Origin of the sequence: Virgibacillus siamensis (assembly GCF_039522605.1) — a bacterium.
In the GTDB taxonomy this organism is placed as follows: Bacteria; Bacillota; Bacilli; order Bacillales; family Amphibacillaceae; genus Lentibacillus; species Lentibacillus siamensis.
The window spans coordinates 172,929-181,472 of sequence record NZ_BAAADS010000009.1 but is presented as its reverse complement, the minus strand read 5'-3'; the positions used below and the strand labels follow the sequence as shown (position 1 = coordinate 181,472).

Genomic DNA, 8,544 nt, shown 5'->3' with positions numbered 1-8,544 from the left:
CCTTGCGGTGAAAGTCAACATCGGTTCGCTTTCAGCTCACCGTGTTTCCTTTATCTCATTGCGGAGTGCTCCAGTTTGTACGTTGCTAAACGGGCGCTTACGCCTTTGTTCTTTCTAGAACTCCTCATAAACCGCCGGATCCTGGTCATTCATTCTGCCATCCGGCCTTGTCAGTTTATCCAATGTCGTCATATCGTCATCATCCAAAGCAAAATCGAATACAGTGATGTTTTCCAGTTGCCGTTTTGGTGAAGCAGACTTTGGAATTGGCACTGTATTATGCTGATAATGCCAGCGCAGAATAACCTGCGAAATACTCTTGCCGTGCTTGGACGCAATCTCTTTTATTGTATCATTTGTAAAAAGATCATTGGCACGGGCTAAAGGACTCCATGATTCCGTTGCTACGCCATGTTCGTCATGCCACTTGCGCTGTTCTTCCTGGTTGAAAAACGGGTGCAGTTCCACCTGATTGATACTAGGAAGCACTCCGGTTTCTTTTTTAAGGCGCTCCATGTGCTCCGGCAGAAAATTGGAAACACCAATGGAACGGATCAGCCCCCATTTTTTTGCATCAACCAAGGCTTGCCATGCTTCTACATAAATATCCTGAATTGGGTTTGGCCAATGAATTAAATACAGGTCATAGTAATCCAGATCCGCACGGTAAAGTGATTCCTGGATTGCTTTTACAGCCTTGTCATACGTGTGATAGCGGCCGGGAAGTTTTGAAGCAATTCGCAACTCTTCCCGCGGCACGGATGTCCGCTTAAGAGCCGCTCCGACTGTTCCTTCATTTTCATAATTGTAGGCTGCATCAATCAAACGATAGCCGTTATCGATGGCAGTTGCAATAGCGGCTGCACCGTCATTTCCCCACAATTTATACGTACCAAAGCCAATTGCTGGAATGTGTGTACCATCATTCAGTGTGATTTCAGGTATTTGGTTAGTCATCGTGTGCCTCCTTCTATTTGTTTAATTTAATTGTATGTTAACATACTGTTGATAGAAATGTTGTTGAAGCGCTTGCGCGTAATAATGATAACTGGAAGGAAGGTAACATGCTGAAAAATACACTTGCCACCGCATTATTCATATTTCTGTTAATGGCGTTAGTTCCAATGCACGCAGCAAATGCCCATTCCGTATTGGAAAAATCATCACCTGCGAATGGTCAAAAACTGGAGAAATCCATCAATAATGTAACGTTAAATTTCAACACTAAAATTGAAAAAGGCAGTACACTTTATCTGGTAGATGATCAAGGGAATAAGCTTCAGCCTGCATCTGTTAAGATAACGGATGATGTACTGACTGCATCGTTTCAAAAATCACTGAATTCGGGGACATATCAGGTGAAATGGGAAGTTGTTGGGGCCGATGGGCATCTAATTGAAAATCAATATTCTTTTACTATAAAAAAAGATGAAGCGAAACAGCCAAAAAATAATGCCTCCCAAAACGAAGGTGAACAATCCGGCAACTCCAACAAAGACAAAACAGGGCAAAGCAACCAGGATACCGAGGAACGAAATTCATCCGAACAAAAGACAAATAATGAAGACGAGCAATCTTTTCCGGGAAATGGTATTATTATAGTTCTGGTGATTGCAGGAATCGTGTTAATAGCCTGGATGTTCTTCAGCAAACGTACCGAATAAGGTTGGAGGTGAAGTGAGATGCTGTTGGTCTCATTGACGGAGTTTATATTATACATTTGTTTCTCAATTTTGATAGGTTCCCTGATTCTGTTCATGGTTCCGAAAGATAAGAAACCGCCAATTGACATTCCCAAAAAAGTACTTTATCTAGCTGCCGGGTTAATACCTGTAACAGCGTTTCTGCCAGTTTTTCACACAGCCAGTCTTTTAGCAGCTGAAAGGGATTTGTGGCCAATTTTAAAAAGTGTTATCACGACATTTGAAATTGGTAAGGCATGGATATTTATCACCTTCATTTCGATTATTCTGATCTGTGTCCTGCGTGCCAAACAATTGAAATCAAAAACCCATTTAACTACATGGGCGCTTGTTTTAACCTTGTTAATGCTGTTTGGCTATACACGGTCAAGTCATGCAGCAACCATTACGAATTGGCAGGGCTTTCTGTCGCATTCATTTCATTTTTTGGCGGTTACCGTGTGGATTGGGATTTTATTTATGGCAAGCTGGTTTTCCAAAAACAAAACGAACTGGTTGGCATTTTTGAAATGGTTTACGCCCGTTGCTGTTATTAGCCTAGTTGTTACATTGGTGGCAGGTTATTTTACCATGTCAATTGACATCAATTCGTACGATGATCCGAATGCTTCGATTTTTCAGGAGTATCAAAACAGTCTCGTCGTTAATTACGGACAGGCATTGGTAATTAAACACATATTTATTATTTCGCTTGTGTTATTTGCCTTTCTTAATGGAATATTGTTTCGAAAAAAACACCATGACAAATCATTTAATCCATTAAAATGGGGACGGCTGGAAAGCGTTTATGCATTACTTGTATTTGGACTTACAGCATTTATGGGGCAATCCTGGCCGCCGCATCAAATCTATACACTGATCAAATCTTATGGAGCTTCACCGCTTTTTAAGGCAGTATATGACGGGGATTTCATAAGCACTATTCATAATGCTGAAAGTACCGGTATTTTTAATGTTTCGGTCGCTTTTGGTTTGGAAAGTTATACGTTATTTGGTTTAGGCGTATTGTTTGGCGTGCTGACCGTTTTTGCAGCCATTAAGAAGAAGTCCATTTTCATTTCAACGATTGCTTCTTTGTTAATGGTTGTGTCTGTTTATTTTGGAATTATGATAGGGGTACAGTGAATATAAAGGTAAGGGCGTTTTCGTATAAGATTATTTACTTATACCAAACGCCCTTTTTATTGTTTATACTATTTCAGTGAGCAAACCCTCATTTTTTCAGGAAAATCAATGAATGGGTTTCGGTTCCCCTGAATGTTATAGATCGCTAGGTTCCGATGTTTCTCATAAAGGGTGGGCGGGAACTTCTGATGCCAGTCGAATAGCAGGTTTGTATCAATCCCTTTCAAATGTGATTTTTCAATCTCGTCAGGGTAACGAATTAAAAAATACAGCATGGCTCTGGCGACTGCACCTTTAGCATGTGCCGGCTCAAATAATTCTTCATCAGCTTTACCGCATGCTGCCTCAGATTGATTCTTCGGCTTGTAATCGGCAAAATCGTGATACGGGTAATTGCTTCTGGTCGAATTACATGCGGGTTCACACGTAAACAGGTGATGAAGGTCGCCGCGCATCGGCTTTCGTTCATTGAACCAGGATTGTGGGACGGCATGTTCACAGTTATATTTGAAATCTGCCTCAATCTGTCTCAGTCTGCTTTCTTTCTGTTCATCATCCGGAACTTTTTTCATCTGTTCTTTCCGTTTTAATGAGGTTTCATAATCTTCCCTTAGTACTTCCTCTGCCTGCCTTTTTATTCCCGAATAAACACTGGCTAAGCTTCCGTCTGGTCTTAAATCAACCCAGGGGTAAACATACTCACTTGGGTCGTAATCTAATTGATTTGTATGGGTTTCTGTAAGAAGTTGTTGCAGCGCTTGAACTAATTTTTCATTGCCTGGATTTTTAAAGTTGATGTTTTGATAATACTGATCGATGATTTGTTGATCTTTTTCCTTATCATAATAGTTTTTTTCGTCTTGCTGTATTTTTTTCTGCGTATTGGTCAATTGCGTGATAATCTGGTCGAGACGTTGCCCATCAGTCGTCACCGGGATAAACCTTTCCTCTTGTTGAGAAGTTAAATGCATGTTCATTCCTCCTCGTAAAAATAAGGGTACACAAGTTAGTACTCTGTATACCCGATATTGTTTAAACCAACCTGGTCTTTAATTACCATTTCTGGTGACAGCCTGTTCTGCATCTAAATACCCGGCACCTTGCGCATAAGCAGGCAATCCTTTATCAACTGAACCTTGCAGGAGACTTTGTTTTACCTGGTCAGGGGAAAAGCTCGGGTTAGTTTGTAATATAAGAGCAGCAACACCTGCACAGATTGGAGTTGCCATCGATGTTCCCGATAATGAGAAATAATTACTGTCTACTCGACCAGATTTAGACGTTTTGTCCAGAAAAGAGCCTGGCGCCCGTAAAGAGATAATGTTCACCCCGGGAGCCAGTAAGTCTGGTTTTGATTCCTCACCACACGCAGGGCCTCGACTGGAAAATGATGCAATTTGTTCATCAGCTCTGTCGACTGTATTTTGGTCATCAATTGCTCCAACGGTTACCACTTTGGAACTGATACCAGGAGTTCCAATTGTTCGTTTATCCGGACCGGAATTTCCTGCAGCGACACAAACAACTATTCCCGCTGCCCATGCCTGTTCGACAATTTGGACTAGGGGATCACTGCAGCTTGATTCATCAGCTGCCGCTCCCAACGATAGGGAAATAACATCGATTTGATATTCTTCCTTGTTATCGATACACCATTGAATTCCGGCAACAATCGTGGAAAGTGAACCTGATCCTATTTGATTGAGTACCTTCACACCGATGACGCCGGCTTCTGGAGCAGGGCCTTTGTATTTTTCATTTGATGAAAAACCATTACCGGCTGCATCCCCAGCACAATGTGTTCCATGTCCATTGTCGTCATACGGATCAGCTTTGTTGTTAATAAAATCCTTGAAGGCAACTATTCGGTCGTTCGGTTGTGTCAAATCTTCGTGCGGATAAATTCCTGTATCAACGACAGCAATATTGATGTCCTTTCCGGTTAAACCCTGTTCATTCAATTGTGTTGCATGAATAGATGGGGAAGCAACATCCAACAGTGCGGTAATTTCCCGGTCGTAATGAACTTTTTTAATGCTGCAGTTGCTGTTCATAAGTTTTTCGATTGCCGAAGCTGTCAAAACTGCTGAACAGCTGCTAATGCTTTGATACTGGTGTATCAGCTTGGAACGAAATTCTGTTTTAATTATAAGATTCGCTTCATAAGCAGCCAGTGATAAAGGTGCGTCTTTCTTTTCGAATTCAATAACGACTGGGTATCGCCTGAACTTTTTCAAAAAATTCTCGATGGGCCGATGCAAAAAACACGGAATGCGGCGAAAAGGCCGATACATGTGTAACAGACCTTGTCGCAATCTCTTGTCAAACTTCTGATCATGATTTCGGATGAGTTGAATCATTGAAAATCCTAGCATATATACCACCTTTTTTTATTCATTTCGGTTCATTTTATGAGTAAACAAAATAGTGGACGCGGTGTTTGTTGAGGTATGAAGCAAAAAAGGCGCTTGTATACTGATAGAACCGAGGAACTTAATGATAGAAGTCCGGTTTTCGCTGATAGAACATTAAATTTTACTGATATTTTTCAATGCCTGGATAAGGGATTAAAAAATGTCATTGGACCTGAAGTTCGTTCACCCATAACCCGCCAGTTTAAAATCAAAGCTGGTTAAAACGCTATCAATCTGTTAAAATGTGGTTGGACATTCAAATAATACAAGTTGTGGGGGGACCAGTGTATGCTGGTTGAGATTGTATCCGTTAGATACTGACCCTTGGAACCTGATCTGGTTGAGACCGGCGTAGGGAACATGCTGATGAGATATGAATGAACGTTGCGTGCGCCGTAGGTATTGAACCTATGGTGTTTTTTATTGCTGTACATTCCATTGCACCTGTCTGCACCAGATCGGTTCCACAACGGATAGGAGGAATGGATATTGAAGAAAATACTCGTCGTTTTATGCTTCCTGATGATCCTTGCTGCATGCGGGGATAACGGAAAAGCGAAGGAGTCCAAGGGAGAGGAAAACATGAAGGATGTGTCCATTGTGCTGGACTGGACTCCCAACACGAATCATACCGGTATCTATGTTGCAAAAGAAAAAGGGTATTTTGCTGACCAGGGATTGAATGTGGAAATTATCATGCCTGGAGAAGTGGGATCCAATCAGCTGGTGGCAGCAGGCAAGGCGAATTTTGGGGTGAGCTATCAGGAAGGGGTTACCGAAGCCCGGGTTCAGGATGTTCCAATTGTCTCGATAGCTGCTGTCATTCAGCATAACACTTCCGGATTTGCCTCCCCGAAATCAAAAGGCATTGATTCGCTGAAAGATTTTGAAGACAAAACATACGGCGGATATGGTGCTCCGGTTGAGAAGGCGATCTTGTCATCCCTGATGAAGAAAGCCGGAGCGAATTTCAACAAGGTCGACATTGTCAATATGGGCAACACGGATTTTTTTACCGCTGTTAAACGGGATGTCGATTTTGCCTGGATTTATTATGGGTGGACCGGTATCGAGGCAGAACTTCGCGGTGTTGATTTGAACATGTTGTATGTAACGGATTATTCCAAGAAACTGGACTATTACACACCTGTACTGATGACGAATGAACACATGATCAGCGAGAACCCGGAAACAGTCAGCGAGTTCATGGCAGCAGTTTCAAAGGGGTATAACTTTGCAATCGATTATCCGGAAAAATCTGCTGAAATATTAATCAATGCTGTACCGGAAATTGATGCCGAACTAGTAAAAGCAAGTCAGAAATGGTTATCGCCAAAATATCAAGCAGATGCGGACCGATGGGGTGTTCAGGAGCTTGAAGTCTGGGACAACTACGCTAACTGGATGTACAAGAATGATTTGCTTGATAAAAAGCTGAACAGTAAGAATGCCTTTACAAATAAATTTTTGCCAAATGATGAGGGGGATAAATCATGAGTAATTCATTGGTGAGTATACAAATTATACCAAAAACTGAAAACGGGGAAGATGTTATTCCGTATGTGGATGCCGCAATCGAAGTCATCGATGCGGCAGGAGTTAAGTATGAAGTGCATCCGCTTGAAACGACAATGGAAGGTGAGCTGCCGGAATTATTGGTTATCGTCGAAAAAATGAACCGGAAAATGGAGGAACTGGGCTGCCCAAGTGTTATCTCACAAATAAAAGTGCTGTATAAACCTGACAACGTCTCCATGAATGAGCTGACGGAGAAATACAGGTGATGAAACGGGCAGTGAAGCGGGGATGGAAGCCTGCCGTTGTTCTGCTCACGGTCCTGTTGCTGTGGGAAATTTTCAGCAGTTTTTTTCAAATCCCGGAGTGGCTGTTGCCGGCGCCATCCCAAATATGGCAGGCAGGAATAGGAGGGTGGGAGGAATTCCGTCCGCACTTAACGGCCACGATAAAACTTGCTGTGCTGGGCTTTGTACTTGGCAGCTTATTCGGAATTGTAACAGCTTGCTGTCTGCATTTGCTTCCATTAATCCGGGAGGCATTTTATCCGCTCATTATTTTATCGCAAAATATTCCAATCATTGTCCTGGCACCACTGCTTGTTATCTGGTTTGGATTCGGAATGCTGCCGAAATTAATCATCATTATAGTAGTATGTTTCTTTCCAATTGCTGTCGCTGCATTGGATGGTTTCAGACAAACGGATGCCAATTTGAAGCATTACATGCAAATGGCCGGAGCAAACAGGTGGCAGGTCTTTCAGAAGTTGGAATGGCCGTATGCATTACCGTCCGTTTTTTCCGGGTTGAAAATAGCGGCCACATATAGTGTGATGAGTGCGGTTATCGCGGAATGGCTGGGGGCTGGTGAAGGAATTGGTGTCTACATGACGCTAGCTTCCTCCTCCTTTCAGACAGACCGCGTTTTCGTAGCAATCGCTTATATTATGGCTTTGAGCCTGGTGTTTTTTGCTTTCATTAATTTGTTGGAACGTATCATGATTAAATGGCGGCCGGAGGGGAGTTAACATGCCAAAGCTGTGTATTAAAAACGTGACGAAAACATTCAGCGGTAAAACTATTTTGGATAATGTGTCATTTTCGGTAGGAGATGCGGAGTTTGTTTCCATACTGGGTCCCTCCGGCAGCGGGAAAAGCACCCTGTTTCATTTGATTGGCGGAATTTCCAACCCTGATTCCGGCGATATATTGCTGGATGGGAGACGGATGAACGGTGAGCGCGGTGGTATCAGCTATACCCCACAGGCACCATCGCTCTTGCCGTGGAGAACAATCCTGCAGAACGTGATGCTTGGTGCGGAATTAACTGGTGATAAGGATGAACGGCGGGCCCTTGCGTTAATGAAACGTGCTGGTCTGCAAGGATATGAAAAAGCTTTTCCGCATGAATTATCGGGGGGAATGATGCAGCGGGCTGCTTTTATCCGCAGTCTATTAAGCCATCAGTCCCTGATTTGTCTGGATGAGCCATTTTCAGCACTGGATGAATTTACCCGGCTCGATATGCAGGCATGGCTGTTGTCGATTTGGCAGTCCTATCAGCGTTCAATCCTGTTCGTAACGCATAATATTGAAGAAGCAATCTATTTATCGGATCGTGTTATCATCCTGTCGCAGAAACCGACCACCATCAAACAAGAACTGAAAATTTCGTTTGAACGTCCAAGGGAAAAGGATCTGACGCTTTCGGAAGAATTTTTACAGTGGAAAAAAATGATTTATCATCAACTGCAGACTAAACAGTAAAATAACGCTTTTTAAAGGCTT

General features: G+C 42.6%; 9 protein-coding genes and 1 riboswitch. Of the genes, 6 read left to right on the top strand and 3 right to left on the bottom strand.

Annotated features, from left to right (window positions below; translation table 11 throughout):
- Window positions 1-114: 114 nt before the first annotated feature.
- Entirely contained in the window at window positions 115-957 is an 843-nt protein-coding gene (locus ABD010_RS07125; RefSeq protein WP_343811574.1) for an aldo/keto reductase, read from the bottom strand.
- Window positions 958-1,064: 107 nt separating this feature from the next.
- Here ABD010_RS07125 and ABD010_RS07120 point away from each other — a divergent pair, with 107 nt between their 5' ends.
- Both ABD010_RS07120 and ABD010_RS07115 read left to right on the top strand, forming a co-directional pair.
- Complete coding sequence (locus ABD010_RS07120) at window positions 1,065-1,664, top strand: copper resistance CopC family protein (protein WP_343811573.1); 600 nt, start codon at window positions 1,065-1,067, stop codon at window positions 1,662-1,664.
- An 18-nt stretch (window positions 1,665-1,682) separates the two neighbouring features.
- A complete protein-coding gene (locus ABD010_RS07115; protein WP_343811572.1) occupies window positions 1,683-2,828 on the top strand; it encodes a copper resistance D family protein in 1,146 nt (381 codons plus the stop codon).
- Window positions 2,829-2,896: 68 nt separating this feature from the next.
- Here the strand turns inward: ABD010_RS07115 and ABD010_RS07110 are convergent, their stop codons facing one another.
- Entirely contained in the window at window positions 2,897-3,799 is a 903-nt protein-coding gene (locus ABD010_RS07110) for an endonuclease I family protein (RefSeq protein ID WP_343811571.1), read from the bottom strand.
- Between the two features lie 78 nt (window positions 3,800-3,877).
- Window positions 3,878-5,065 (bottom strand): S8 family peptidase, encoded by a 1,188-nt coding sequence (locus ABD010_RS07105; protein WP_343811570.1) that lies wholly within the window; start codon window positions 5,063-5,065, stop codon window positions 3,878-3,880.
- Between the two features lie 441 nt (window positions 5,066-5,506).
- Window positions 5,507-5,617: riboswitch (TPP riboswitch) on the top strand.
- Between the two features lie 114 nt (window positions 5,618-5,731).
- On the opposite strand from ABD010_RS07105, the gene ABD010_RS07100 reads away from it, so the two are divergent.
- Genes ABD010_RS07100 through ABD010_RS07085 form a run of 4 tightly spaced genes read left to right on the top strand, consistent with a single transcriptional unit; the run spans window position 5,732 to window position 8,523 of the window.
- A complete protein-coding gene (locus ABD010_RS07100) occupies window positions 5,732-6,739 on the top strand; it encodes an ABC transporter substrate-binding protein (RefSeq protein ID WP_343811569.1) in 1,008 nt (335 codons plus the stop codon).
- Window positions 6,736-7,026, top strand: coding sequence for a thiamine-binding protein (locus tag ABD010_RS07095; protein WP_343811568.1), 291 nt, complete (start codon window positions 6,736-6,738; stop codon window positions 7,024-7,026). The genes ABD010_RS07100 and ABD010_RS07095 overlap by 4 nt, the downstream gene beginning before the upstream one ends.
- The gene (locus ABD010_RS07090) at window positions 7,026-7,784 is read left to right on the top strand and encodes an ABC transporter permease (RefSeq protein ID WP_343811655.1); all 759 of its coding nucleotides are present in this window, start codon (window positions 7,026-7,028) and stop codon (window positions 7,782-7,784) included. The genes ABD010_RS07095 and ABD010_RS07090 overlap by 1 nt, the downstream gene beginning before the upstream one ends.
- 1 nt (window position 7,785) lies before the next feature.
- Window positions 7,786-8,523, top strand: a complete 738-nt coding sequence (locus tag ABD010_RS07085) for an ABC transporter ATP-binding protein (RefSeq protein ID WP_343811567.1) — start codon at window positions 7,786-7,788, stop codon at window positions 8,521-8,523.
- Window positions 8,524-8,544: the final 21 nt, after the last annotated feature.